Source organism: Asticcacaulis sp. P2_B1 (genome assembly GCF_056404915.1).
This window is the reverse complement of sequence record NZ_JBFUDD010000005.1, coordinates 179804-205071: the sequence shown is the minus strand read 5'-3', so window position 1 is coordinate 205071 and position 25268 is coordinate 179804. Positions and strand designations below refer to the sequence as shown.

Annotated in this window: 21 protein-coding genes; 6 read left to right on the top strand and 15 right to left on the bottom strand. The window is 63.4% G+C overall.

What is annotated here, in order from left to right; all coding sequences use genetic code 11:
* The first annotated feature begins 24 nt into the window (after positions 1-24).
* Both AC1DX3_RS14220 and AC1DX3_RS14215 read left to right on the top strand, forming a co-directional pair.
* The gene (locus AC1DX3_RS14220; RefSeq protein ID WP_476989970.1) at positions 25-930 is read left to right on the top strand and encodes an ABC transporter ATP-binding protein; all 906 of its coding nucleotides are present in this window, start codon (positions 25-27) and stop codon (positions 928-930) included.
* A gap of 1 nt (position 931) precedes the next feature.
* Entirely contained in the window at positions 932-4501 is a 3570-nt protein-coding gene (locus tag AC1DX3_RS14215) for an ABC transporter permease/M1 family aminopeptidase (protein WP_476989969.1), read from the top strand.
* Here AC1DX3_RS14215 and msrA read toward each other — a convergent pair whose 3' ends face one another.
* A complete protein-coding gene (msrA, locus tag AC1DX3_RS14210) occupies positions 4502-5008 on the bottom strand; it encodes a peptide-methionine (S)-S-oxide reductase MsrA (RefSeq protein WP_476989968.1) in 507 nt (168 codons plus the stop codon).
* A gap of 128 nt (positions 5009-5136) precedes the next feature.
* A complete protein-coding gene (locus AC1DX3_RS14205) occupies positions 5137-5685 on the bottom strand; it encodes a porin family protein (RefSeq protein WP_476989967.1) in 549 nt (182 codons plus the stop codon).
* Between the two features lie 275 nt (positions 5686-5960).
* Here AC1DX3_RS14205 and AC1DX3_RS14200 point away from each other — a divergent pair, with 275 nt between their 5' ends.
* Positions 5961-6944: a tetratricopeptide repeat protein gene (locus AC1DX3_RS14200; protein WP_476989966.1), complete on the top strand. Its 984-nt coding sequence runs from the start codon at positions 5961-5963 to the stop codon at positions 6942-6944.
* Between the two features lie 22 nt (positions 6945-6966).
* Here the strand turns inward: AC1DX3_RS14200 and AC1DX3_RS14195 are convergent, their stop codons facing one another.
* Genes AC1DX3_RS14195 through pnuC form a run of 3 tightly spaced genes read right to left on the bottom strand, consistent with a single transcriptional unit; the run spans position 6967 to position 10762 of the window.
* Entirely contained in the window at positions 6967-9210 is a 2244-nt protein-coding gene (locus tag AC1DX3_RS14195; RefSeq protein ID WP_476989965.1) for a TonB-dependent receptor, read from the bottom strand.
* Positions 9207-10199: an AAA family ATPase gene (locus AC1DX3_RS14190; RefSeq protein ID WP_476989964.1), complete on the bottom strand. Its 993-nt coding sequence runs from the start codon at positions 10197-10199 to the stop codon at positions 9207-9209. Before AC1DX3_RS14190 ends, AC1DX3_RS14195 begins: the two co-directional genes overlap by 4 nt.
* The gene (pnuC, locus tag AC1DX3_RS14185) at positions 10196-10762 is read right to left on the bottom strand and encodes a nicotinamide riboside transporter PnuC (protein ID WP_476989963.1); all 567 of its coding nucleotides are present in this window, start codon (positions 10760-10762) and stop codon (positions 10196-10198) included. Before pnuC ends, AC1DX3_RS14190 begins: the two co-directional genes overlap by 4 nt.
* Before the next feature lie 138 nt (positions 10763-10900).
* Between pnuC and AC1DX3_RS14180 the strand changes: the two genes are divergently transcribed.
* A complete protein-coding gene (locus tag AC1DX3_RS14180; RefSeq protein WP_476989962.1) occupies positions 10901-12001 on the top strand; it encodes an acyltransferase family protein in 1101 nt (366 codons plus the stop codon).
* Here the strand turns inward: AC1DX3_RS14180 and AC1DX3_RS14175 are convergent.
* The 5 genes from AC1DX3_RS14175 to AC1DX3_RS14155 are packed head-to-tail and all read right to left on the bottom strand — an operon-like array spanning position 11973 to position 15853.
* Positions 11973-13370: an aminotransferase class V-fold PLP-dependent enzyme gene (locus tag AC1DX3_RS14175; RefSeq protein ID WP_476989961.1), complete on the bottom strand. Its 1398-nt coding sequence runs from the start codon at positions 13368-13370 to the stop codon at positions 11973-11975. The genes AC1DX3_RS14180 and AC1DX3_RS14175 overlap by 29 nt on opposite strands.
* Positions 13364-13921, bottom strand: coding sequence for a rhodanese-like domain-containing protein (locus AC1DX3_RS14170; protein WP_476989960.1), 558 nt, complete (start codon positions 13919-13921; stop codon positions 13364-13366). Before AC1DX3_RS14170 ends, AC1DX3_RS14175 begins: the two co-directional genes overlap by 7 nt.
* The gene (locus tag AC1DX3_RS14165) at positions 13918-14463 is read right to left on the bottom strand and encodes a YeeE/YedE thiosulfate transporter family protein (protein WP_476989959.1); all 546 of its coding nucleotides are present in this window, start codon (positions 14461-14463) and stop codon (positions 13918-13920) included. Before AC1DX3_RS14165 ends, AC1DX3_RS14170 begins: the two co-directional genes overlap by 4 nt.
* Positions 14460-14954 carry a YeeE/YedE thiosulfate transporter family protein gene (locus tag AC1DX3_RS14160; RefSeq protein WP_476989958.1) on the bottom strand — a complete coding sequence of 165 codons (495 nt, stop codon included), beginning with the start codon at positions 14952-14954 and terminating at the stop codon, positions 14460-14462. The genes AC1DX3_RS14165 and AC1DX3_RS14160 overlap by 4 nt, the downstream gene beginning before the upstream one ends.
* Positions 14954-15853, bottom strand: a complete 900-nt coding sequence (locus AC1DX3_RS14155) for a sulfurtransferase (RefSeq protein WP_476989957.1) — start codon at positions 15851-15853, stop codon at positions 14954-14956. Before AC1DX3_RS14155 ends, AC1DX3_RS14160 begins: the two co-directional genes overlap by 1 nt.
* 150 nt (positions 15854-16003) lie before the next feature.
* Here AC1DX3_RS14155 and AC1DX3_RS14150 point away from each other — a divergent pair, with 150 nt between their 5' ends.
* Both AC1DX3_RS14150 and AC1DX3_RS14145 read left to right on the top strand, forming a co-directional pair.
* Positions 16004-17212 carry a sensor histidine kinase gene (locus AC1DX3_RS14150; RefSeq protein WP_476989956.1) on the top strand — a complete coding sequence of 403 codons (1209 nt, stop codon included), beginning with the start codon at positions 16004-16006 and terminating at the stop codon, positions 17210-17212.
* Complete coding sequence (locus AC1DX3_RS14145; RefSeq protein WP_476989955.1) at positions 17209-17964, top strand: LytR/AlgR family response regulator transcription factor; 756 nt, start codon at positions 17209-17211, stop codon at positions 17962-17964. Before AC1DX3_RS14150 ends, AC1DX3_RS14145 begins: the two co-directional genes overlap by 4 nt.
* Here the strand turns inward: AC1DX3_RS14145 and AC1DX3_RS14140 are convergent.
* The 5 genes from AC1DX3_RS14140 to AC1DX3_RS14120 are packed head-to-tail and all read right to left on the bottom strand — an operon-like array spanning position 17957 to position 25266.
* Positions 17957-19111 (bottom strand): VWA domain-containing protein, encoded by a 1155-nt coding sequence (locus tag AC1DX3_RS14140; RefSeq protein ID WP_476989954.1) that lies wholly within the window; start codon positions 19109-19111, stop codon positions 17957-17959. The two genes, AC1DX3_RS14145 and AC1DX3_RS14140, sit on opposite strands and share 8 nt — an antisense overlap.
* Positions 19104-21359 (bottom strand): DUF5682 family protein, encoded by a 2256-nt coding sequence (locus AC1DX3_RS14135; RefSeq protein WP_476989953.1) that lies wholly within the window; start codon positions 21357-21359, stop codon positions 19104-19106. The genes AC1DX3_RS14140 and AC1DX3_RS14135 overlap by 8 nt, the downstream gene beginning before the upstream one ends.
* 1 nt (position 21360) lies before the next feature.
* Complete coding sequence (locus AC1DX3_RS14130; RefSeq protein ID WP_476989952.1) at positions 21361-22443, bottom strand: ATP-binding protein; 1083 nt, start codon at positions 22441-22443, stop codon at positions 21361-21363.
* Positions 22436-23833, bottom strand: coding sequence for a DUF5691 domain-containing protein (locus tag AC1DX3_RS14125; protein WP_476989951.1), 1398 nt, complete (start codon positions 23831-23833; stop codon positions 22436-22438). Before AC1DX3_RS14125 ends, AC1DX3_RS14130 begins: the two co-directional genes overlap by 8 nt.
* A complete protein-coding gene (locus tag AC1DX3_RS14120) occupies positions 23830-25266 on the bottom strand; it encodes an SWIM zinc finger family protein (RefSeq protein ID WP_476989950.1) in 1437 nt (478 codons plus the stop codon). The genes AC1DX3_RS14125 and AC1DX3_RS14120 overlap by 4 nt, the downstream gene beginning before the upstream one ends.
* Positions 25267-25268: the final 2 nt, after the last annotated feature.

Genomic DNA, 25268 nt, shown 5'->3' with positions numbered 1-25268 from the left:
TCTTCAATGGCGAGGGGGCTGCCCATGTTACGCATCGAGAATCTCACCCACATCTACGGCAACGGCGTCAAGGCACTCGATAATGTCTCGCTGAAAGTGCCCAACGGCATGTTCGGCCTGCTGGGCCCCAACGGCGCAGGTAAATCCACCCTGATGCGCTGCATCGCCACCTTGCAGACCCCGACCTCGGGCGGCATCACCTTCAACGACATCGACGTCATCCGCCAGCCGGAAAAGCTGCGCCAGAACCTGGGCTATCTGCCGCAGGATTTCGGCGTCTATCCGCGCATCTCGGCCTATGCCATGCTCGACCACCTGGCGGTGCTGAAAGGCATTTCCAACAGCACAGACCGTATGAATACGGTCATTCCGCTGTTGAACCAGGTCAATCTGTGGGACGTCCGCAACAAGGCCCTGGCCGGGTTTTCCGGCGGCATGCGGCAACGCTTCGGCATCGCCCAGGCCCTGCTCGGCAATCCGCGCCTGATCATCGTCGATGAACCCACCGCGGGCCTCGATCCGGAAGAGCGCAACCGCTTCCTCAACCTCCTGGCCGCCATCGGCGACGAGGTCGTGGTGATTCTGTCGACCCATATCGTCGAAGACGTCTCTGACCTGTGCCCGCGCATGGCCATCCTCGCTGGCGGCCAAATCCAGCTCGAAGGTGCGCCGCAGGAACTGATCGCCTCCCTGAAGGGCCGCATCTGGCGTAAGACCATCGGCCGCGAGGAGCTGGCCGACTATAAAACCCGGTACAAGGTCATCTCGCAGCGCCTGTTCGCCGGCAATACCGTTATCCATATCGTCGCCGATCTCGATCCGGGCGACGGTTTCGACCCCGTCACCGGCAATCTCGAGGACGTCTATTTCGTCACCCTTACCGGCAAGGCCCACCCTTCCGCCGCCAAATCACCCGAGATGGTGAAATAGGATGTGGCTCTCGATCGCCAGTTTCGAGCTGCGCTATCAGCTCAAAAGCCCGACCTTCTGGGTCTCTTTCATCATCTTCCTGCTCCTCAGCTTCGGCGCCATGGCCACGCCGGCCGTACAGATCGTCGGCGGCGGCAATGTCTTCAAGAACGCACCGATCGCCATCGTCATGATCATGTTCCTGATGAGCATCTTCTTCATGTTCGTGGCAACGGCCTTCGGCGCCAACGTCATCGTCCGCGATACGGAAAGCGGCTTCGGCCCGCTGCTGTACGCGACGCGCCTCAATAAGTCGGACTATGTCATCGGCCGCATGCTGGGCGCCTTTCTGGTCTGCGCCCTGTGCTTCCTGTCGGTGCCGCTCGGCATGCTGATCGGCACGGTCATGCCGTGGATCGATCGCGACACGATGGGGCCGCTATCCATGCCGGCCTACCTTTACGGCTACTTCATCATTGTCCTACCCTCGATCCTGTTCATGGTCGCCCTGTTCGGCACGGCGGCAACCCTGACCAAGTCGATGATGGGCAGCTATCTGTGCGCCGTCGGCCTGTTCATTCTCTATTTTGGCTTGAGCTTCGTGGCCGGCACCAACGATACCATGCGCGACATCTATGCCTGGGTCGAACCCTTCGCCAGCGGCGCCATCGGAAAGGTGGCGCGTTACTGGACGCCCGAGGACAGCAATCACAAATTGCCCGGCTTCGAGCTGATCATCTCCGGTAACCGCCTGATCTATGCCGCCATTGGCATCGCCCTGATCGTCCTGACACGGCGTTTGGTCCGCTTCGACACCGCCGCCAGCAAGGCGGACAAGAAGCAGAAGGAGAAAACCTCCGAGGCGACCGCCAGGGCCCTGGCCGCCCCCTTGGCCCATCCGGCCTTCGGCGCCCGCCATGCCATCGCGATTTTCATTACGCGTACCCGTTTCGAGGTCGGCCAGGTCTTTAGCGGTCCGGTTTTTATCATTCTCATGCTGCTGGCCCTGGCCTTTACCGGCCTGATCGCCGTCAGCGTCAGCCAGCTTTTCGGCACCGACGTCTATCCGGTGACACGCGTCATGGTCGCCGCTGTCAGTTCCGGTTTCGTCCTGTTCGGACGTATCGTCGCCATCTTCTATAGCGGCGAACTGGTCTGGCGCGAACGCACGCGCCGTGTCGATGAAATCATCGACGCCACGGCCATCCCCAACTGGGCCTATATCGTCCCCAAGGCGATCGCCCTGATCATTGTCCTGTTCGCCACCTCGGTCATCGCCGTCATGGGCGACATGGTAGTGCAGATCATCAGAGGCTACGCGCACTTCGAATTCGGCAAATACCTGCTGTGGTGGGTCCTGCCCAGCACGGTCAATGCCGCCCTGCTGGCTGTTCTCGCCATCTTCGTGCAATCCCTGTCGCCCAATCGTTTCGTCGGCTGGGGCATCATGGTCCTCTACATCGTCCTGATGATCGTCGCCAATGTCGTGGGCTTCGACCACAAGCTCTATCTCTATGCCGCCGCCCCCGACATGCCCTTGTCCGACATGAATGGCCTCGGCCAGTTCTGGAAGGGCTGGCTGGCCTTCAAACTGTACTGGACAGCCCTGGCCGTCACTCTCCTCGTCATCTGCCATCTGCTATGGCGCCGCGGCAAGGTCCCCAGCCTGAAGGGCCGTCTGGCCCTGATCCCGAGACGCCTGAAAGGTACGCCGGGCGCGATCCTGGCCGTAAGCCTGATCGCCTTTGCCGGCATGGGCGCCTTCAACTTCTACAACACCAATATCCTCAACAGCTATTATACGCGTCACCATTCCGAGAAAGGCCAGGCCGATTTCGAGAAGACCTTCACCAAGGTCGTCGACATCCCTGTGCCCAATGTCGTTGACGTCAAGCTCAAGGTCGATCTCTATCCGCACGACCTGCGCCTGACCTCCGAAGGCACCTATACCCTGGAAAACCAGACGGCGGCGCCGATCACCAAACTCTATATCCAGTCGCCGTTCCAATTGGACTACAAGACCCTGACCATAGCCGGCGCCCGTCAAACCAAGAACATGGGTCAATTCGCCGTACGCCTGTTAACCTTCGATACGCCGATGCAGCCGGGCGAACGCCGCACCGTGCACTTCATCGCCGAACAGGCCCAGAAGGGCTTCGGCAATGACGGCATCACCACGCGCATCGTCGATAACGGCACATTCCTCAGCAATGACGAGATCGGCCCTACGATCGGCATTCGCTCCGCCGTCCAGCTCCAGGACAAGCGCCTGCGCAAGCAATACGGCCTCCCGCCCGTCGTACGCATGAAGAAGCTGGAAGATCCGGCCGGCGACACCCACAACTATATTCACGCCAGTTGGACGACCTCGGACATCACCGTCTCGACCGTCGCCGACCAGACCCCGATCGCCCCCGGCTACCTCGTGGCCAACACGATCGCCAACGGCCGGCGCACCTCGCGCTTCGTCTCCACCGTGCCGATCCTCGACTTCTTCTCGATCCAGTCGGCGCATTATTCGGAAAAGCACAAGGATCACAACGGCATCGATCTGGCGGTCTATTACGACAAGCAGCACGCCTACAATGTCGATGGCATGCTGGACGCCATGGCGACCTCTCTCGACTACTACCAGGCCAATTTCTCGCCCTATCAATTCAAGCAGGCGCGTATCCAGGAATTCCCGACCTACGCCACCTATGCCCAATCCTTTGCCAACACCATTCCGTTCTCCGAAGGTATCGGCTTCATCGCCGACGTCCGTAACCCCGACAAGATCAACTACGTCACCTATGTCACCGCTCACGAAGTAGGGCACCAATGGTGGGCGCATCAAATCGTCGGCGCCGACAAACAGGGGGCGACCTCGCTGTCGGAAACCCTGGCGCAATATTCCGCCCTGATGGTGATGGAGAAGATGTACGGCCGCGACCAGATCCGCCGTTTCCTCAAGTTCGAGCTCGACACCTATCTGCGCAGCCGCCAACTCGACCAGGTCGGCGAGCTGCCGCTCTACCGCGTCGAAAACCAGCAATATATCCATTACAACAAGGGCTCGCTGGTCATGTACCTGCTGAAGGACCGGCTGGGCGAAGACAAGGTCAATGCGGCGCTGCGCAGCCTGCTAGACAAATATGCCTTCAAGGGCGCGCCCTATCCGCGATCGACCGACCTGGTCGACGCCTTGCGCGCCGTCGCCGATCCGGGCGACCAGGCCCTGATCACCGACCTGTTCGAAAAGATCACCCTGGTTGACCTGCGTGCCCGCGACGCCGTGGTAAAAAAGCGCGCCGACGGCCAGTGGGACGTCACCTTCACCGTCGAGGCGCACAAATACTACGCCAACGACACCGGCAAGGAGACGGAAGCGCCGCTCAATGAGCCGATCGATATCGGTGTCTTCACGGCGAAACCCGGCGACGGCAAATTCAACGCCCGCGACGTGCTGAGCTTCGCCCGCCAGCCGATCAAAAGCGGCGTCCAGAAAATCACGGTCACCGTTGCCCGAAAGCCGACCTATGTCGGGGTCGATCCCTACAACAAATGGATCGACCGCGACTCCGACGACAATGTCACTCCTGTCGGGTCGTAGTTACGCTTCCACCCGCTTCGGCAATTTCCAGCCCGGCCGGATAAAGTGGCACGTATAGCCGTTGGGAATGCGCTCCAGATAGTCCTGATGCTCCGGTTCGGCCTCCCAGAAATCACCGGCGGCCGTCACCTCGGTCACCACCTTGCCAGGCCACAAACCCGACGCATCGACATCGGCGATCGTGTCCAAAGCCACGCGCTTCTGCTCGTCATTGGTATAGAAGATGGCTGAACGATAGCTGGCGCCACGGTCATTGCCCTGGCGGTCCACCGTCGTCGGATCGTGGATCTGGAAGAAAAACTCCAGCAATTGTCGGAAGCTGATCACCGCCGGATCGAAGACGATCTCGATGGCCTCGGCGTGGTTGCCGTGATTGCGGTAGGTGGCGTTCTTGACCTCGCCGCCGCTGTAACCGACCCGCGTCGCGATCACGCCCGGATAGCGCCGGATCAGATCCTGCACGCCCCAGAAACAACCGCCGGCCAGAATGGCAACCTCTTGCGTCATGTCGATCTCCTGTCGATGTCCAAGCCTGTATATCGGTCGCCCCGCCCGCTTTGCAAGACCACCCGCGGACGACAAAAAAAGCCCCTGGCCGCAAGGCCAGGGGCTCGTTGTCTTGGAATATCCAAAACCTAGAAGCGACGGACGTATGACACTTGATAGATGTCGGCATCGCCGTCATCGAACTTGACGCGCGTCAGATCGGCGCGGATGCCGTTGAGGCCACCGTTCGGGAAGTAACGGATGCCGACGCCGAYGGCTGCACCGTTTTCATCGCCGGTCGCCGAATTACCGCCGGCCGAAGCCTTGATCTGCGCCTTGACGTAACCGACGCGGCCGGTCAGGTCGACATTGGCCGACACCGGCAGCTTGCCGACGACGAAAGCGCCGACGCTATAGTCCAGCTTGGTCTTCACGTCGACGCCGTTGAAGGTGATGGTCTTGTTGGTGACACCGACTTCGACATCGGCTTCGACGGCGACATACTTGTTGATGTCATAGCCAGCGCCGAAATTGACCGCGCCGTAGTCGTCGTCCAGCTTGGTGTCGGACAGGCCGACCTGGACGTAAGCGCCGGTGTGAGCGCCGGCAGCCGGAGCCGCGGCGTCCTGGGCGTTGGCGGACACGGCGAACGTGGCGGCGGTGAGCATCAGAGCTGTGACAAGTGTAATTTTACGCATAGGGATCCCCCAGTTGTAGTTAGTGAGGGGCGCTGTAAATCAGGTGAGCCCCATCGGGTCAAATGATTCGGTGTCATGTTATTCCGCAAATCCCCAATTGTGTCATATACGCAACATTTGAACGCAAGTATACCTTTGTTATTTTTGATGATTTTATGCCGCCTGCCGCACAGCGAAAGCCTTGTGTGACCTCAGAACACCATGCCGATAATACCGGCTGGACAGCACCGCCCGCCCGGGCTTACAAAGACGGGTGCGCAAACGGGGGTGGGGCCATGTGGAAGACAACCGGTAATATCGTGGGCTGGCTGCTGTCCCTGCCCGCTGCCGCCCTTGCCATCTTTATGGCCATCCGCCTGGCCGGCTGCACGCCGAACGACGACACCTCCGTCATCCTGATCGTGCTGTTCCCCGCCGCCGCGGCGGCGATTCTGTTCAATCCACTGGTCTTTTCGCGCCTGCCATCTCGGCTTCTCGCCATCAGACTTCTGCTGGCCGGTTTCGCCATCGTCGCCGGTACCCTTACAGGCTATTATGCCGACCGCCTGACCCCGAACGGCATGGCCTATCTGGCGCAGGACTATCACGACGGCCGGACCCGGCCGAAAGACATCGCCAAGGCCATCGAGCTTTATCAGGCCGCGGCGGACAAGGGCAACAAGACGGCCCAGGTCAATCTCGGCATGATTTATCGCAACGGCGAAACCGTCAAGGTCGACAACGCCAAGGCGACCGCCCTGTTCCAAAAGGCTTCCGACCAGAACGACGCCCTGGGGACCGCCCACCTGGCGGAGCAATATGACTTCGGTTTCGGCGTCGTGCCCGATCCAAAAAAAGCCGCCGAACTCTATACCCGGGCCCTGGACCAGGGCATCGGCAATGATGAACAGGCAGCCGCCGCCCAAACCAATCTTGGCAACCTGTACCTGGACGGCAAGGGCGTCCCCCGCGACTACGCCAGAGCCCTGCACTATTATCAACTCGCCGGCGACAAGGGCTACGACACCGCTCTCTATAATCTGGGCGTCATCTACGATCAGGGTTTCGGCGTCCCCAAGGACGCCGCCAAGGCCGCCGAATATTACCAAAAGGCCGCCGACAAGGGCAATCAAAGCGCCCTGGTCAACCTCGCCACCCTTTATTACAATGGCGAAGGTGTCAAACAGGACCGCCAAAAGGCCATGGAGCTGATGAAAAAGGCCGCCGATCGGAGCAGCGATAGCGCCCGCCAAAACCTGAAAATCATGACGGCGTCCTGACTTCCGCCAGGACGCAATGCAGTCAATACTGGCGACGGACCTGAATCATCATCGACAAAGGCCGTAACACCGCGACCTGCGGCACCGGCATATCCGGTGAATTGACGTCGTGCTGAGCATAGCCGAGATAACCGAGGTCACCGAGGTTCGCCTTCGTATCGGTCAAATTGCCGATATTCAACGACACTTCATTGTGTCCCCAGTCCACACCAAAACGGGCATTGATCAACCCATAGGCCGGCCGCACCAGGGCCAATCCTCCGCCGCTGTTGTTGGAAATGCTATCGCCGATATAGCTTGCGTCGGCGCCGATAAAACCCGAAGCACCATGGCGCAATGGCCACCGGTAATAGCCCGCCGTCGTCACGGTCCACCGCGGCGTCTGGTAGACTCGCGATCCCACCGCCTGGCCCGAAGCCCCCGCCTTGGTGATCCGGGCATTTTCATAGCCGAGACCAAAGCGAATATTAAGCCGCGGCGTCACCTGTCCGGCCAATTCGAATTCACCGCCGTCCGCCGCCGCCGCCCCGGCATTGGTGGTGATGATAAAGGCGCAACTGGGAAGAAAAACGCTCTGCTGGATGCGGTCCCAGTCGAGATGATAAAGCGCGGCCGTCATCAGCAGACCACGAGCCGTCAACTGATGCTTGGCGCCGACCTCGTAGCTCCACACCGTGTCGGGACTGTACCGCTGCGCAGCGTCGGCGCTGAGGCCAATTTCCGCCAGCGATGCGTCGCACTGCGGAATCACCGCCTGGCCCGAACCGCCGGCGCGAAACCCCTTGCCGGCCGAAATATAGACCTGGGTCGCGGCGTCGGCTTGAAAGGATAGAGCCGCCTTGGGACTCATGCCGCTCTCGCGATTGCTGCCGGGCGGATTGTCGGTCAACCCGCCGTCGAGATAGCCATCGGCCATGATATGATAGGTCTGGCGCAGCCAATATTGCCGAGCGCCGAGAGTAAGGGTCAGGCGCGGCAGGACCGGATAATAGAGCTCGCCGAACAAGGCCGCATTCGCTTGCGTTTCACGAATATCCGACAGCCACAACAGGTCGTTGGGCCAGAAGCCGCCCGCTTGCAGGCCTGTCCCCGAAATCGGCGAGATGACGAAATCGTCGCGTCCCCTGGAATAAAAGGCCCCCAGCACGCCGCGTAAATGCGCATCGTCGCCGAACGACAGGCGGGTCTCGTGCGACACCTGGCTGCGGCTGCGCCGGCCGCGCCAGACATAGGGTTGGGACGCCAAAGGTGTCGCGATGTAGTCGAGAAACTGCGCCGTGCCGGTGGTCGAATACTCGACTTCACGGATCTCGCGCTGAAAATAGCTGGTCGTCGAATCGATCTCCCAGCCCTCACCGCGATAACGCAGGTCAATGGTCGGCAGCAGCCATTGATCCCGGACTTTAGGCTGGATGTCGAAAGCGCGCGGCAGGCTGTAGCGCGGCCGGAAGCCTGGCAAGGGCGCAAACGCCGCCGGAAAACCCAGGTCGTCCTGACGCTGGCCCATCACGCGCAAGGTCAGGTCAAGACGGTCGCTAAGGCGGAACAGGCCGGTGACGGAGCCGCCATAGCTCGATTGCGCTGCCTGATCGCCGCCAACGACCGGGGCACCGGACGAGCCGGGATATATCCGCGACAGATAGCCCGCATCGTGATCAGCGAAAACCACCATGCGCACGGCGATCCTGTCGGGCACGGCCACGATATTGCCGATCAGGGACAGCCCGCCATTCGCACTGCTGCCATGCGAGGTCACACCCGCCTCGGCCATGAGATCGAGCGACCCGGACTTCAGCGAGGGCGCGTTGGTGACGATCCTGACATTGCCGCCCATCGAGCCTTCGCCGTACAGCGTCCCCTGCGGCCCTTTGAGGACCTCGATATGATCGGCGTCGACGACGCGAGGATCGATCGAATCCGGCACAGGCGTCTGGTCGATATAGACGGCCGTCGTGCCGGCGCCCGATACGCCGCGGATGGCCATCGTGCGGGCATCGCCGATGGCTGTCGCGCCGTTGCCGTAGGCCAGGGCCAGATTGGGCGTCTTGGTGGCAAAACCGGTAAAGTCGGTGATATTGAGCTCGCGCAGGGTCTGCCCGGGAAAGGCCGTGACGCTTTGCGGGACCAGGACCAACGCCTCCTGACGTTTGCGCGCCGTCACCACGACAGTGACGGCATCCGCAGGGGGTGTATCCGATGGCTCGGCTATCGCTCCGCCGGTTGCCGCCGCCAACCCGGCGCTGATCACGATTGCAGAAAGTTTCATGCCTTGCCCCCAACTCCCGGGAAGGCCTCACGAATCGCCGCTTCAGCCGCCCGCTCCCGTAGCGCCCAGTCGCCACCGATCACCGCATAGGTCAAGCCGCGGCGCGTCAGTTCAGCCTGGCACAGAGCGAAAAAGCGCCGGCGATCTTCGTCACCTGGAAAATAGCGCGTGCCGTCGTCGGCCCACGCCACATCGACGTCGCACAGCAGATAGAGATCGGCGGGATCGGCGACCTCTTCGATGTCATGCCTCCGCCCGCCAAGCAACATGTCCGACCATACTGCGGTCAGGATGGCGTCCGTGTCTTCGATAAGGATGCGGTTGGCCTGGCGTTTGGCCGCCGTGACGCTCGCCATCTGGCCCTGGACGATTCGGAGGAGATCGTCAGCAGCGACCCTGGTCCCGAATATCTCCGTATACAGCCTGGCATATTCCGGTACCCAGACCGTGTCGAAGCGTGCGGCCAGATGCGCCGCCAGGGTCGACTTGCCGGTCGATTCCGGCCCGAAGACACAGACCCGTTTGACGAAATACGGCCGCACTTCATTCGGGATAAAGCGCCAATGGGCGAACGGATCGGCGCGGATTTTCGTCGCCGATACCGGCACCGCCGACCGCGCCACGTCAACGGGCACGAACACCGCGCCGGTCTCAGTGGCCAAACGCAGCCCGTAACTTTCGGAAGCGAAAACAACGTCCGGACGGCCGGCATAGCGCGCCACGACGTCGCGCCAGATCGCCCAGAAATCGGGATGATCGGCAGGTTCCTGCGGCAGGACCTCATGACACCACAAGACCCGGCAATCGGGATACATCTCGCGCATCCAGTGAAAGCGCTGTTCGCCAGGGATAGGATCACCCGGCAGCGAGCACACCAGGATCGTCAGATGCCGGCAAGAGGCGCGGGCAAAGTCGCACAGAAAGGCATGGCCATTGTGCGGCGGCATAAACTTGCCGAGCAGGAACCCGTTGTCAGGTTTGAGCGTCACGACGCCGCCTCACCTAATCTGGCCTTGCGCCAGACGTGCCAACCATAAAAGACATTGAGCAGCAGGATGGCATAGAGCCCGGCCGTCAGCCACAGCTTCTGGCCGGCATAGACATAGATCGAAATGATATCGACGGCGCCCCAAACGATCCAGTTTTTCATCTGTTTGCGGTCGAGCAGGAATTGCGCCAGCACGCTGAGCGCCAGTATGGCCGTATCGCCGACCGGGGTTTTGGCGTCGGTAAAACGATAAAGCGCGAACGATACCGCCGCGGTAAAGGCCGCGGCCAGCAGGCTGAACTGGCCCACCGTGCCCCACGACCAGTTGCCTATGGCCGGCGCCTTGCCCTTATCGCCCCGCCACCAGAACCACCAGCCATAGAACTGGACCAGGGTGAAATAGACCTGCAATCCGGCGCTGGCATAGAGTTTGGCGTTCCAGAAAACGAAGAAGAACAAGGCGGTCGCGACGATGCCGACCGGGTAGAGGCTCTTTTTCAGATGCACCGTCAGCAGCACGCTGGCGATGGTCAGTAGATTGGCCACGATTTCGAGCAGGCTCATGAAGGACTTTTCCTTGGCGGGACGTCACAAGACAAGTCCGGCTTCGTTTTGGCAAGGGCCAACTGTCGGCGCGAATGTTGCATTTCGCCTGTTCAGAGAACCTTACTCGCCCTTTTGTATATCAAACTGAAACACACCATGCCGCAAAATCTCAAATCCCTGACCTCGATGCGTTTTTTCGCCGCCATGTGGGTCGTCGCTTTCCATTTTTGGGAAAATCTCGGCAGCCCCATGCCGGCCTTCGTCGCCAAGGGCTATCTCGGGGTCGAGCTGTTTTTCGTCCTGTCGGGTTTCATCCTCTGCCACGTCTATCTCGAACGCTTCAAGGACGGCGGCTACAGCTATCGTGAATTCATCTGGGCGCGACTGGCGCGGATCTATCCGCTGCATATCGCCATCCTGGCCGGCCTGGCCTTGCTCATCGGCGCCCTCGCCGTGATCGGCATCAATGCCGGCGACAAGCTGATCGTCTGGTCGTCCCTGCCCGCCCAAATCACCCTGACCCAAGCCTGGGGCCTCGGCCAGGGCGGCGGCTGGAACCATCCGTCGTGGTCGATCTCGGCCGAATGGTTCGCCTATCTCACCTTCCCCGCCTTTGCCTATATCGCCTGCCGCCTGTGGAACCGTCCGCGCCTGGCCGTCGGCCTGGCGCTCGGCCTGCTGGTTGCACTCTATATCGGTTTCGAGGCTGTCGCCGGCTTCCCGCTGACCCGCGCCACCATCCTGTGGGGCGCCCTGCGTATCGTCCCGTGTTTTGCCCTCGGCTGCACCGTCTGGCTGGCGTGGAACGCCCGGGTAATGACCGGTCGCCTGGGCCCCTGGCTGACGACGGCTGCCTCCGTCGCCGGCCTGGTGACCGCAACGACCTTCGGCCTGCCCGACTTTGTCAGCGTCGCTGCCTGCGGTGGCCTGATCTTCGGCCTCGCCTCGCTGTCGAGCTCCGGCTCGAAGTTCCTGGCGCACAAGGTGTTCGTCTATCTTGGCGAGGTCAGTTTCGCCGTCTATATGATCTGTATTCCGTGGCAACTGGTCTTCGTCGAAGGCCTGCAAAAGGTGTTGCATATCAACCCGGAGGCCATGCCCCTGCCGCTGTGGCTGGCCCTCTATCTCGGCGTTATTCCTGCCGCCATGGTCATGCACCACGCCGTCGAACGCCCTGCCCGCGAACTGATGCGCAAGGTCACCTTCCGCGCCAAACCGCAACTGGACGTCAAGGCGCGCCTGCGTCTGCCGGCCTAAGGTCGCTATCGGCAAATGACTTCATCACAGCGAGGGCGCGGTCAAGGTCGCGGATATGGGTCGGCAACCCGACCGATAATCGCAACGCGCCCACCGCATGCTCGGCGCCCACACAGGCCTGAAAGGCCGGGACGCTGAAGTCATTGCGCAAGCGATCGAGGCAGGCGATGACACCGAGCCTTGCGAAACCAAACGCCGCTTCCGCCGCGCCTGGATTGCAGAAACACCCGCCCCGGATCGCCACGCCTCGCCCATGGGCGTGGCGTTCGACAGCCGCAAACGGAATCGCCGCGCCGGTACGCGCTAAAAGATTGAAAGCGACCGTACCACCGCGATCTACCATATCCTGCGGCCCATACAGGCGCACCAGCGGCGAGCCGTCACGATGGTGCAAGGATCTGGCGCGCTCGAGAAAATAGGCCGTCAAGCCATGGAGTCGCGCCGCTATTTCCCAGCGATCGATCCCCGCCAAAAAGTCGAAACCGTTGACCACCGCGCCGGCATTGAGAAAGTTCGGTGTGCCGTCCTCGAAACCGGCATGCCCGCGCGTCAATTGATGGCGATCGTGCTCGACCGAGACGAAATCGACCGTCCCGCCGGCGAACCACGGCCGTCGCAACCGCGCCAGGGCGGTACGTTTGACGATCAACGCCCCCATCCCGGTCGGCAAGCCAAACAGCTTGTAAAACGAAAAGGCGAGGAAGTCCGCCGGATGTTCGCGCAGGCTGACCCCGCCGGCCGCTCCGACCGCGGCGGCATCCAGCAGCACATCGAAACCCAGATCCTGCGCCGTCCGAACCGAGCCGAGATCGTGCCGGACACCTGAGAAATTCGACTGCACCGGAAAGGCCAGCAGCCCGCCGCCCATGCGTACGGCACTTTGGCTCATACGCTCATCCGCGCTATCCAGCCGCATCTCGTCGTTCAGCGGCAGGATATGGACTGGCGCGGCCGCGACCCTGGCGTATTCACGCATGCCGTTGACCGAGTTATGATTGTCGGCCGCCAGAACCAGGCCCCGCCCCGGACTGAAGCGATAGCTTTCCGCCACCAGTTTCAAGGCCGCGCTGGTATTGGCGGTAAAACACAGCTCATAGACGGCAGGGTCGGCGTCGAAAAAAGCCAGCGCCGCCGCCCTCGCCCGCTCCAACTCCCGCGCACTGGCTTGTGACGGCGCGTGCTCGGAATGCGGATTGCCGTAGACGCCGCGCGTCAAGCGCCGGGCATAATCCGCGACCTGTGACGCGCCATAAAGCGCACTGGCGGCAAAATCGAGATAGGCCAGGCCTTGCTCGTCGAGGCGCGAAAACTCCACTGCCCGCAAGGCATCAAAATCGACCACCGGCCGTCGTAGGGCTCCGTCTAACATCCGCGCCTCCGCACAAGCGGAGCGCCCGAAGACGACGCACTATCGCCAACCGAAGGCGCGCCGCCGAAATAGCGACTGATCTCCGAAGTCGCCTCCGCCTGCGTGCCCGGCACAACCACCGGCGCCATGACTTCATCATCCCAGTCGGCCAGGCCACCCGCGATAAACCAGGCATTGCTGACACCGATGGCCCGCAGCAACATCCACGCCTGGCCGGCATGCGCCCCGCCTTCGGAATAGAGGACGACGGTCTCATGCGGCGCGAAACTGGCGTGCATCAGGGCCTCGAGCGGCAGGTTTTCCGCCGTCGGAATGGCATATTGCGCGAACTCGGCCGGCGAGCGGACATCGATGACACGCAAACCGGGCTTGCGGTCCTTGATCCAGCCGGCCATTTGCAGCGCGCTGACATGATCGCCACCGTCCAGAATTGTCCGCACGGTCTGCTCGATGTCGATACGGCCGCGCGCAGCGCGATAGGGGCTGCCGGCGAAACCGGCGGCCATGCCGAGCACGAGGGCGCCGGCGCCCAGGCGACGTGTAACACTCATGACCGCCTCTCGAAACGTTCGATGCCGTAAAAAGCCGCCACGCCGACGACCACGATGCCGGTCACGACGACGCCATAGGGCAGGCCCGTCAGCCGCGGCAGGGTGAGCACGCCCAAAGCCGTGCTGCCATAAAAACCGCCGATCAGCGGAAAGGCCAGCCCTGTCAGTAGCACACCAGTGAACAGTCCCGTCACGGTCGCCAAACCATCAACGCGGCCGCTGGCGGCGGCAACGCACGACGTGCCCGGACACAATCCGCTCAGGACAAAGCCAAGCCCGAAGAGAAGCCCGCCCACGATCTGAGGCGCCAAAAACGTCTCCGGCACATAGATCGCCGCCAGGTCGATAAAACCCAGCCGCCCCAGCCAGAAGGTCCCCAGCATGGCGATGACAATGGCGCTGAACATCACCTTCACAACCGTAAAGTCGCGCAGATAGAACTGGCCGGCCAGCTTGCGTGCATCGCCGAGCCCGGCCTGTTCGAGACAGGCCCCGAAGGCGACGCCGATCGCTGCAGCGACTATTAGAGAAGAAGCCATCATGACCATAGCCTTTTAAACAGGGGCGCCACGCCGTAACCGGCCACAAACACAGCCAGCATAAAGGCCCAGCTTCCCGCGCTGAGCATCGCCCCGCCGCTGAGCGCCTGGCCGCTGGTGCAACCGCGCGCCAGCACGGCGCCCACGCCCATCAACACCCCGCCGGCCACCGCAGCCAGCAATCGTGGCGTCACGCCCGTTGCCGGCCCGCGGACGATTTCGACCTTGAAGCGGCCGGCCAGGACCGCCGATAGGGCGCCCCCCACGACAATCCCCAGGACCTCGAAAACGATCCATGGCGCTCCGCCCTGGACGTAGCTCTGGACATAGGCATTGGCGGTGGCCTGCTTCGGCGCGACGGCTGAGATCGTGGCGCTGGCCGCCTCGCCAAAGGCGCCGGAAGCGCCCAGTCCCTGGCCCGTCACAACAAAACAAACCAGCAGGACCAAACCCAGGCCGACACCGGCGACATAGGGGTTGAGATAGGGCCGCATCACCGCCCCTCCCCCGATGACACTGCCCCGTCATGCAACGACCAGTCCTCGAACGAGCCGTCGTAAAGCACGGCATCGATACCGACCTCGCGCGCCGCGAACAGCACCGCGGTCGCCTGCTGGCCGACATGGCAATAGACGATCAGATGATCGCCCGGCTTGACGCCCGCCGCGGCAAAGATCGCCCGGGTCTCGTCCGCCGTCTTTTGCGTCAAATCATCGCGCGTGAAGCTGGTAAAGGGGATGCTCTTGGCGCCCGGGATATGGCCCTTGCGCTGATGCCACATGGCGCCGCCGGCTTGCACGCCATCATAATAAACCTGGGCGCGGGCGTCGATAATGTCATAGCCGGGCGCGTTCATATGCCCCTTGACGAAATTGGCGTCGACGATGACCGGCTGCAGATGCAGGTCCGACAGAACACCGGTCGCAGCGGGCACTTTTTTATCGCTGATGGCGCCGCCATGGTGCTGCCACCGGCTCATGCCGCCGTCGAGCAGCGACACCCTGTCGCCCAGGCCGGCAGCATAAAGCGTGAAGACGACGCGCGTCGCCGGCGATATCCAATCCTTGCCGTAATAGACGACGATACGCGACCGGTCGGAAATGCCCAGGGCCTGCAATTGCTGCTTTAACTCGGCCGCCGTCGGCAATTGCATGCTCAATCCATCGCGCTCTACCGCGATATCCATCAGATCGACATAGCGCGCGCCGGGGATATGGTGGGCGCCGTAATCGCCCTTGTCGCCGACATGCAGGACCACAAGATCCGGATCGCCCAAATGCGCCGACAACCATTGCGGCGTCACCAGCATGTCGGCCTGCGCCGCCCGGGCATCGCACGTCATGGCGCCCATGATCAGCGCGGCTGCAAAGCCCGTTATCAGTCGTTTTTTCATCTCGGCCTCCTTGATGTGATGACCCAATCATAGGCCGGACTTTGGACCCCAAAGACGCCATGCGACGAAACCCGCCCTTTCGCGGATGAAGCCAGCTTTCGCGCCGATGGACGGGGGTGAAATGCCGCCATTAAACGGCTATGATGACCTATGACTCAGACCGACCGACGCACACTCGATCAGCCCTTGCCGCAGGACGCCGCGATCGCCGGCGGGGGCCACTGGCCCGGCCACGACGCCTTCCCCACCTTCAGCTGGTCGTGGTGGTTGCGCCGCGGTCGCGTCTTCTGGCCAATCGGGCTGATCTACGGCATGATGTACGGCACCTGGCACGCCGCCGGCATGAATGCCTGGGGAGACTGGCTCCCCCTCACCTTGCGCGGCAGCCTGGCCGGCCTCGTCATGGTCAGCACCGGCCCATTGCTGGCGACGGGCGTGCGCTATCTCGGCCTGCCCGTCATCACTGAGCGCATCCTGGTGGTCGTGGCCATCGTGGTGGGTATCGCCGTCGCCCTGGCCGCAGACGACTGGGTCGGTCGCTATCATTCGGCGCTGATGATGCGCTTCAACGACCAAGCCATGCATCCGCCCGTGCCGTGGCTGTTCCTCGCCATCTCCAACCTGATGCGCCTCAGCCTCGACGGCGGCACGCTCGTTATCATCTTCGTCGCCGGCGGCTTTTCGGCCGTGCACTATTTCACCGAGCGCCGCCGCCTTGCCGCCCATGCCGCGCGCCGCGAGTTGGAGACCCTGCGCACCGCCCGCGACGCTGCCGACATGCGCCTGGCCGTCCTCCAGGCCCAGGTCGAGCCCCACTTCCTGTTCAACACCCTGGCCTCGGTCCGCTCGCTCATCCCGACCGATCCCGCGCGCGCGGCCGCCACCATCGACGCCATGGCCGACTATCTGCGCTCCACCCTGCCCGCCATGCGCGACTCGACGCTTGAAGACGCAACGCTCGGCAAACAGATCGATATCTGCGCCCGCTATCTTGACCTGATGAATATCCGCATGGACGGACGCCTAAGCGTTGTCATCGACGCCGACGATGCCGTCCGCGCCCACGCCTTTCCGCCGCTCATCCTGATTTCGCTGGTCGAAAACGCCGTCAAGCACGGCATCGAGCCCAAGCCCGGCCCCGGCACCATCGCCATCCGCGCCCGCCTGGATGACAACAACCGCCTGGAAGTCGCTGTCGAAGACGATGGCGCTGGCCTGTCGCCAGGGCCAAGCCATGGCCTCGGCCTCGCCAATGTCCGCGCCCAGTTGCGCAACCGTTTCGGCGACACGGCCGCCCTCGACATAACCAGCCGCGCCGAAGGCGGCACCCGCGCCGTCATCGTCATGGCCGCGGCATGACCCGCCCCCGCGCCCTCATCGCCGAAGACGAAACCGTCCAGCGCCAGGAACTGCGTGGCCTGCTGGCCATCCTGTGGCCGGAACTCGACATCGTTGCCGAATGCGCCGACGGCCTCGCTGCCATGGAAGCCATCCACGACCTGCACCCCGATATCGCCTTTCTCGACATCCGCATGCCGGGTGTCAGCGGCCTGGAAGTCGCCCGCGCCGCCGCCGGCGCCCATGTCGTGCTGATCACCGCCTATGAAGAATTCGCCCTGTTGGCCTTTGAAAACGGCGCCGTCGACTATCTGCTCAAGCCGGTGCGCCGCGACCGCCTGGAAACCACCCTGGCACGCCTGCGCAAACGCCTGACCCAGGGCCACCCCGCCGACGCCTCCGCGCTTTTAACGGCCCTGCAAGCCCGCCTGACCACGCCCGACCAACGCCGCATGAGCTGGATCTCGGCGAGCGCCGGCGACTCGATCCGCATGATCGCGGTCGACGACGTCCTGTCCTTCCGTTCCGAGGACAAATATACCTGCGTCCTGACGGCCTCCGGCTCGGCCCACATCCGCACCCCGCTCAAGGACCTCATTGGCCAGCTCGATCCCGAACTCTTCTGGCAGGTCCACCGAAGCGCCATCGTCCGCGTCTCGGCTATCCGCTCGATCAAGCGCGACGAAGACGGCCGCCTGAAAATTCTGCTGCACGGCACGGCTGAAACCGTTCCGATCAGCGCCGCCTTCCAGGACCGCTTCAAACCTATGTAACACCACGGATGGTGGCGATATCGTTGGCGGCTGCCCATTGCTGGATATCCTGCCGGGTCAAGGCCGTCGCCATCAGGTCGGGGAACTGGTCCGGCGTGCAGGCGAACACCGGGCAGTCCATGGCGGCGATCAGTCCGGCATGGTTGGAATCGTAACCCGGCCTGCCGTCATCCGACAGGGCCAGCAATACGATGACATTGACGCCCGACTGCTTGATCGCCGCTACGCGCGCCAGCATGGATTTGGCGTTGCCGCCTTCGTACAGGTCGCTGATCAGCAGCAGGTGCGTCTTGGCGGGATATTCGATCCTGCCCTCACAATAGGCTAGCGCCGAATTGATATCGGTGCCGCCGCCCAACTGTATGCCGAACAGGACCTCGACGGGATCGGCCAGTTGTTCGGTGAGGTCAATGACCGCCGTATCGAAACAAATCAGTTGCGTCGACAGTACGGGCAGCGACGCCATCACCGCGCCGAAGATCGAAGCGTAGACCACCGACGACGCCATCGAGCCCGACTGATCGACGCACAGCATGACATGGTCGAGATCGGCGCGCGTCTTGCTCTTGCGCGCATAGCCGATCAGGGTTTCCGGCACGATGGTTTTGAACTCGGCCTGGTAATGGCGCAGATTGGCGCCGATCGTCCGCGCCCAGTCGATATCGCTGTGGCGCGGCCGCCGTGTCCGTTGCGAGCGGTTGAGCGCCCCGCGCAGGGTCTCCACCGTCTTGTGCTCCAACCGTTTCAGCAACTCGTCGACGACCTTGCGCACCACCATGCGCGCGGTTTCCTTGCTCTTTTCCGGAATGGCGCCGCGCAGGCTCATCAGGTCGGCAACCAGGTGGACATCGGCCTCGAGCGTCGCCAGGAACTCCGGTTCCAGCATCAGCGCTTTCAGATTGAGACGCTCGAAGGCGTCCTTCTGGATCACCTGAACCACCGGCGCCGGAAAGAATTCGCGAATATCGCCGAGCCACCGCGACACCTTGGGCGACGAAGCCCCCAAACCGCCGCGTCCCTTGGGCTGCTCGCCGTAAAGCGCCGTCAATGCCCGGTCGAGCCGCTGGTCGCGAGCGCTGAGTTCGCCCTGATCGTCGTCACCGAGCGCCAGCTTCCAGCGCCGGCGGCGTTCCACATCCTCATCCATCGGCCATCCCCAAAATCTGCCGCAACAATGGCAAGGCGCGCTCAAACGCCGGATTGTCGCCACCCAACACAGGCGCCGCCGTGCCCGTGGCCTGGCGCCCCTGGATGATCAGGCTCAGCAACCGCCGCTTCGATGTGGAGTCGAAACCGGAAAAACTCCGCCGCAGGATCGGCAAGCTGTCGATAAAATCGTCTTCCGACAGCTCGCTCAGCCAGGCATCGATCAGGTCCAGCAAAGGCCTGTCCTGCAGGATAACCTCGGAAGCGCCGCCCAAAAAGGCCTCGAGAAAAGCTCCCGCCCTGGCCGGCGGCTGGCCCGCGATATGGCGCGAAAACGCCGCCGCCACGGCGTCCGCCTGCCATGAACGGGCATCGTGCAAGCGCCGCAAGGACAGACCGGCAATCGCCTGCACCACCTGATCGTCGTCGACCATCAGGGCCAGTTGCCGGCGCCATTCCTCCACCAGCTCGCCACCGCCGACAAGCCCAACCGCCTCGTCATAGGCACGCGTGGCATTCAGCCGCGCCGCCGTGGCCTCGTCATCCAACTGATGCGAGCCGGTACGGACACCGGCATTGATCTCGACGCACAGGGCGGTAACCAGGGCGCGCAATGCCTCTTCCGGCAATTTGCGCGCCGTGCCGTAACGCAGTATCTGTACCAAAGGCGTCACCGCCTGCATCAGGTCGGTGATATCGCTGGTCTGCACCGCCGCCGCCTGCAAACGCGCGATGCACAAGGTGGCGGCCTCTTCCAGGTCGGCAACCAGGGTCTGGCGGATCAGGCCGGCCAGTTCGGAAATTGACGTCGTCTTGCCGGCATGATCGACGGCCATGTTGGCTGCGGCCTGTTCGATCGTGACACCGTAAACCAAGGCCTCGGCCAAGGACACCGACAGGCCGGGCGTCCAGTGCAGCAGCCAGATTTCGCGGAAAGTGCCGCGCCCGGCCTCGGCATCGATCAGCCGTCCCCACGGCACGCCGATCAGGATCAGGCGATGCAGCAGGGTCGACTTCAGCAACCCGGCCTCGCTGCGCAGATCGAGGCGGACCTCGGTCTGGATGTCCTCGGGCTTGAGACGAGTCTTTTTCTGCCACAGCACCAGATCGCGCGCCAACGGCATTTGCGGCACCGTCTCATCGATCTCGCCGACGCGCTCGCCGATAAACAGCTTGCTCTCGATCAGGCCCAGCGCCACCTCATTGCCGTAACACAAGGCCGACAGCGAGGCGTCGCGCATCTCGCTGAGGCCCGGCACACTCAAACCGCGCAGAGCGCTCAGACCCAGGGCCAGCCGTGCGCCTTCGATAGCCGAGGCAGTTGAAACGCCGAAGCCTTCGGCGCGCAGGATCGCGGCCGTCTTCGCCTGCCACATGGCGGCGAAGGTCTCAACATTCCGCTCGCCCCCTTCCGAATACAACGACCACAGGTGGCGGTACCAGCCCGGCGAAATGACGCCGGCCCCATACCCCGATGCGCGGCTCAGCCGGCTGTCGGTCCATGGCACCCAGGTCGTCTCGACCTTCATCCGCGGCAGATCCTTGACCACGGCCTTGTCGTCTGCTGCGCTGACCTTGACACTTAGCGCGCTGACGTGCCACGCCCCGACCACGACGGCGATATCACCTTCGGTCTCCTTCAAGGCCTGGCGGATGGCAAGGCGCATAAAGGCTTCGCGCCGCGCCTCGCGCAGTTTTTCGCCCTCGCTCATGCCCTCCATGTCGTATTGCACGGCCCGTGCCTCGGTCATGGCGTGCTCGATGGCGGCAAATACCTGCAATGCCGACTGGGTGCCGCCGTGATGTTCGACCAGGGTGTTCCAGAACGCCTCGCCATCGCCGAAACCGGCGGCCTCGGCCAGCAGTTCGAGCGGATCGGCGCGCTGGACAGGCGCCGCGTCTTCGCCCTCAGCCGGCGCGAACCGGTCGGCCAGGGACACCGCCGCCGGCCAGTCGATAAAACGCACCGGACGTTGACGGCCCAGAGCCCACTGGATCGCCTGCCATTCCGGCGAGAACTCGGCGAACGGCGAGAAGAAAGCGTCGTGGGCATTGTCAGGCGCATAGCACAACAGGGCGACTGGTGGTTTCATGCCGCTCAAACCGGCATAGGCGATCAGATCGTCGGCCTCGGGCGGTCCCTCGATCAGCACGCATGCCGGACCCAGGGCATCGAGCGCGTCCCTGAGGAGCGCCGCCGATCCCGGTCCGTGGTGGCGGATGCCGAAGAGATGGACCCGTGCCTCCACCTTAGATGACCTCGCGGATGGCGCTGTAAAGATCGCTCCAGCCATCGCGCGTGCGCACGACGTTTTCGAGATATTCCTGCAAAGCCACCGTATCCTGGACCGGGTCCTTGACGACGGCGCCGACGATATTGGTCGCCAGGCTGTGGGCGTCGATCGTGCCGTTGCCGAAATGCGCCGCCTCGGCCCAGGCACTGACTCCGACCGAAATCGCCTCGGCGGTCGACAAAGACCCGCTCGACGTCTTCAGCTTGATCTTGCCGTTCAGTGTCTTGCCGTCGCGCAGTTCGCGGAACAGGGTAACGATGCGCGCCAGTTCCTTGTCGGCCGGCTTGATCGGCGGCAGGCTGAGGTTGCCGCCGATTTCCTGGACGCGCTTGACGACGATGCCGGTTTCTTCCTCCAGCGTCGCCGGCGACGGCAGGACGACGACATTGAAGCGGCGCTTCAGGGCCGACGACAGGTCGTTGACACCCTTGTCGCGATTATTGGCCGTGGCGATGATATTGAAACCGCGTTGCGCCTCGATCGCCATGTCCAGTTCCGGCACCGGCAGGGTCTTTTCCGACAGCACGGTGATCAGCGTATCCTGCACGTCCGATCCCATGCGCGTGAGTTCTTCCAGCCGCAGGAGGGTCCCCTCCTCCATGGCGCGGACCAGCGGCGTCTTGACCAGGGCCTCGCGCGACGGCCCCTTGGCCAGGAGCAGGGCGTAATTCCAGCCATAGCGGACCTGGTTTTCATCGGTGCCGGCGGTGCATTGGATCAGCCGCTGCGACGAGCCGGAAATGGCGGCGGCCAGGTGCTCGGACACCCACGACTTGGCCGTGCCGGGCAGGCCCAGCAGCAACAGGGCGCGGTCGGTCGCCAGCGTCGCCACCGCCGTTTCGATCAGCCGGCGATTGCCGACATATTTGGCCGAAATCGACGTGCCGTCCTTGGCCTTGCCGCCCAATATGTAGGTCACCACCGCCTGGGGCGACATGCGCCAATTGTGCGGCCGCGCCAGGCCGTCGTCCTTGCTGAGGGCCGCCAGCTCACCGGCAAAGAGCGCCTCGGCGCTGTGGCGAATTTGCGAGTTAGACATTTGGGACCTCCAAGGCATCGACAATATCGAGAAATAACAGGGCATTGGCCGTCTTGGGCGCGTCCAGCGCCGCCAGTTGGGCGCGCAAGATCCCGCGTGCCTCCGTCGAGCACAGGACCGCCAGCACGTCGACCATATCGCCGGTCAGCTTGTCCGGATCGGTCAGAAGCGCCCGCCACGGCCGGCAATTGAGGATATCGCGCATCAGGGCCGCCGGCGCCGGCCCGTCCAGTAACTGATAGAGCTTAACCAAGCCCCACAGCGGCACGTCCTTGACCCAGGTTTGCGGCCGCACCAGAATCTGTGCCCACCGGGCGCGCTCGTCCGCCGTCAGGGTGCCGACGTCGCTGAAATTCGACCGCGCCAGCACCTCCCAGGCGTCGGGCAAGTATAGTCCGACCACGATATCGAGCATATCGAAACGCTTGTCATGGCTGGCCATGATGACGAAGGCCAGCAGCAGATTGTCGTCCTTTTCCGCCGCCCGGATCATGTCCGCGATCGTCAGACCCAGTGCCGCCGCCAATTCATCCAGACCGATATCGCCGAACGCCTCATTGACCCACACCGGCGCGCCATGGGCAGCGACCGTCGCCGGCAATTCCAGTGCCAGGGTGGCCCGCTTTTTCAACAGCCCCGTCTGCCCCTTCTTGATGCGCTCCATCACCGCGTGCAGAGCCGGATCGTCGCCCCCGGCACCCGGCAGCCGCGCCAGCAGCCTTTGCGCCAGTTCGCGCACGCGCGGCGCGCGATCCTTGGCCAGGCCTTGCAAAAACACCGTATCTTCCCCGCTCAACCCTTCGCGCAAAGCCGTCAAAAGGCGCACGCGAACATCGGCGTTCTCTCCGCTCCATACCGCTTCGACCAACGCCCTGCCGGCGGCTGCGTCGCGGCGGCGAACGGCCTCGATAAAGCCCTGCCGCTGGGCGGGCAGCGCCCGGCTCCAGTTGGCTTCATCGATGGCGTCGGGCTCGAAATAGCCGGCCTGCTGGTCCGGCGCGGCATCCCTTTGCGCAAACGCCATCGCCTCGGCACCCAGCCATGCGCCATGACTGCGGATCAGGCTGTCCAGTTTCGGCAGATCGAACGGATGCGGCCGCCACCGGCCGGCATGCATCGCCCGCGCGATCGCGGCGGGAAACAGGCCCGTGACCATACCCGGCTTGGCGGCCAACAAACGCTGCAATGGCCGCCGCAAACGGTCCGGCACGATGACGCGCTCATCTCTGATCACCGGCTCGACGGCAAAGGCCGGCGGCGCCACCGGGCGTTCGAAACGCAGAGCCTGGCCGGTCAGACTCAAGCTCGCCAAGGCGTCACCGGCCAGCGGATGCCGCGCGGTACCCGACAACAGCGCCGGCAGAACGCGGCTTTTCAGATCGTGCATCATGCTGCCCACCGCCCCAGGACCGTGTCCGCCCAGCACAGGTTCAACGCCCGTCCGTCCCACAGCCCGACACCGCCGAACGGCGCAACCTGCAGCAACGGCAGGGCCACGGTCGCCAGCTCCGCCACCAGAGGCAGGGCCAGGTCGCCGTCGCACAGGTAAAGCGTCTCGCCGTGCCGTCGTACGCGCGCCGCAGAAAAACTCAGCGGCCACACGCCCAGCCACGGCCGTGCCGCCAAAGCCCGTTCATAAACGCCATAGGCCGTGCTCAGGTCCCCGGCCGCCACATCCAACACAGCGCCATCGGCCACCGCGCCGCTCAATTGCCGCACGATCAGCGCTCGCAATGGCGACGGCGACGGATAAAACGCCAGTTCCGCCTCGAAGCGGTCGCCAACGCTATAGCCGCTCGACGCCGCGCCCGTCGCCACCGGCACATAGTCGATCAAGACGGCGAACTGCCCAGACCCTAACTGTCCAGCCCCGAACAGCCAGGTTTCGAGCCGGCGCAGCCGGTCGGGCTGGACTTCGCTCACCGTCGCTATCACGCGCCAGCTTCCGGTCACACGCTCCACGGCCTCATCTGCCAGCAGCCCTTCCCGCGTCAGCGACCAGCCGACCATCTGGCGCACATCGCTGCGCAGGTCCGCCGTGAGACTATCCTGGCGGCGATAGGCTTCCGCTAGCAGATGCAGCACACCCAATTCCTCGACCGCCGCCTGCGGCCGCGCCATGTCGGGCAAGGCGAACAACCGCGACGGCAACGCATCGACCCGCGTCGCCAGGCCCGAAGCCTTGGCGTCGACCAACCGCTGGGCCATCAACCGGCATGCGGTCCCGGCGCTATTGGCGAAGCTGGCCAGCCCCTTGTCGACCTGGTCGGACAGCCAGGTGTCGAGGTCGTCCAAACCGGCGGCAATCGCGGCTTCGCGGTCTGAGCGGTTGCGTTCGCGGGCCGCCGCTGCCCGCGCCTCGGCCTTCGGATCCGGCGCCGCCTCGGCTTCGTCGCTGACGGCCGCTAGCGACGCCTTCGGTTTGGCGGCATCGACCGGCGCGGCAACACCTGGACCGCGCCGACGGCTCAGCCAGTCATTGACCCAGTCGGGCGCGGGCGCCGGGGTAAATGTCGCCTTGCCGTCGGCGCGCATCCACATCAGGGCCAGAGCATGCTTGCAGGGAAATTTGCGGCTGGGGCACGAGCATTTGTAACCGGCATCGGCCTCGGCCACCACTACTCGGTAAGGCGTGGCGCCCGAGCCCTGGCATTCGCCCCAGATCAGCCCAGCCTGATCTTCGGCGAGGGTCGGCCAGCCATTGGCCTTGAGCAGTTTCTTCGCCGCATCCAACGACGACTGGTCCGGCGCCAAAGCCTCAATCTTGTCCAGGCCCAGCGCCATCCCCATCCGTCCCGACTTCGGTATTTCGCCACCGAACATGA

Excerpts from the sequence above, each read along its gene's own strand:
- AC1DX3_RS14220 (WP_476989970.1), top strand. The coding sequence starts at position 25 with ATGTTACGCATCGAGAATCTCACCCACATCTACGGCAACGGCGTCAAG.
- AC1DX3_RS14215 (WP_476989969.1), top strand. The coding sequence starts at position 932 with ATGTGGCTCTCGATCGCCAGTTTCGAGCTGCGCTATCAGCTCAAAAGC.
- msrA (WP_476989968.1), bottom strand. The coding sequence starts at position 5,008 with ATGACGCAAGAGGTTGCCATTCTGGCCGGCGGTTGTTTCTGGGGCGTG.
- AC1DX3_RS14200 (WP_476989966.1), top strand. The coding sequence starts at position 5,961 with ATGTGGAAGACAACCGGTAATATCGTGGGCTGGCTGCTGTCCCTGCCC.
- AC1DX3_RS14195 (WP_476989965.1), bottom strand. The coding sequence starts at position 9,210 with ATGAAACTTTCTGCAATCGTGATCAGCGCCGGGTTGGCGGCGGCAACC.
- pnuC (WP_476989963.1), bottom strand. The coding sequence starts at position 10,762 with ATGAGCCTGCTCGAAATCGTGGCCAATCTACTGACCATCGCCAGCGTG.
- AC1DX3_RS14180 (WP_476989962.1), top strand. The coding sequence starts at position 10,901 with ATGCCGCAAAATCTCAAATCCCTGACCTCGATGCGTTTTTTCGCCGCC.
- AC1DX3_RS14175 (WP_476989961.1), bottom strand. The coding sequence starts at position 13,370 with ATGTTAGACGGAGCCCTACGACGGCCGGTGGTCGATTTTGATGCCTTG.
- AC1DX3_RS14170 (WP_476989960.1), bottom strand. The coding sequence starts at position 13,921 with ATGAGTGTTACACGTCGCCTGGGCGCCGGCGCCCTCGTGCTCGGCATG.
- AC1DX3_RS14165 (WP_476989959.1), bottom strand. The coding sequence starts at position 14,463 with ATGATGGCTTCTTCTCTAATAGTCGCTGCAGCGATCGGCGTCGCCTTC.
- AC1DX3_RS14160 (WP_476989958.1), bottom strand. The coding sequence starts at position 14,954 with ATGCGGCCCTATCTCAACCCCTATGTCGCCGGTGTCGGCCTGGGTTTG.
- AC1DX3_RS14155 (WP_476989957.1), bottom strand. The coding sequence starts at position 15,853 with ATGAAAAAACGACTGATAACGGGCTTTGCAGCCGCGCTGATCATGGGC.
- AC1DX3_RS14150 (WP_476989956.1), top strand. The coding sequence starts at position 16,004 with ATGACTCAGACCGACCGACGCACACTCGATCAGCCCTTGCCGCAGGAC.
- AC1DX3_RS14145 (WP_476989955.1), top strand. The coding sequence starts at position 17,209 with ATGACCCGCCCCCGCGCCCTCATCGCCGAAGACGAAACCGTCCAGCGC.
- AC1DX3_RS14140 (WP_476989954.1), bottom strand. The coding sequence starts at position 19,111 with ATGGATGAGGATGTGGAACGCCGCCGGCGCTGGAAGCTGGCGCTCGGT.
- AC1DX3_RS14130 (WP_476989952.1), bottom strand. The coding sequence starts at position 22,443 with ATGTCTAACTCGCAAATTCGCCACAGCGCCGAGGCGCTCTTTGCCGGT.
- AC1DX3_RS14125 (WP_476989951.1), bottom strand. The coding sequence starts at position 23,833 with ATGATGCACGATCTGAAAAGCCGCGTTCTGCCGGCGCTGTTGTCGGGT.
- AC1DX3_RS14120 (WP_476989950.1), bottom strand. The coding sequence starts at position 25,266 with ATGTTCGGTGGCGAAATACCGAAGTCGGGACGGATGGGGATGGCGCTG.